At 73.9% G+C, this 245-nt stretch carries 1 pseudogene; it reads right to left on the bottom strand.

What is annotated here, in order from left to right:
* Positions 1 to 169: pseudogene (locus tag KVS71_RS20110) on the bottom strand (amino acid transporter); the annotation flags it as partial.
* Positions 170 to 245 lie beyond the last annotated feature (76 nt).

The raw sequence follows: 245 nt of genomic DNA, 5'->3' as shown, positions 1-245 counted from the left end.
CGGACGGGGTGGGGCCGACGGCGGCCGTGAACGTGTAGGGGGGGGCGATGCACGAGATGCCGATCACGACGGCGCCGATCAGGCCGACGGTGCCGGCGCTCAGGCCCTTCGCCGAGATTCCGGTCGTGACGCCGGATGCGGGCTCCGTCGCCCGGTTGGTGCTGCTCATCAGCGGCCTCCTGCTTCTTCGGGGGGACGCGGGGGGGCGATCATGGGGACGGGCGGGTCGGGCAGCACCTTCCCCG

This window comes from Microbacterium sp. GbtcB4 (assembly GCF_019091465.1).
Taxonomy (GTDB): Bacteria; Actinomycetota; Actinomycetes; order Actinomycetales; family Microbacteriaceae; genus Microbacterium; species Microbacterium paraoxydans.
Note: the sequence above shows the minus strand (reverse complement) of the source record. Positions and strands in the feature narration are given on the sequence as shown.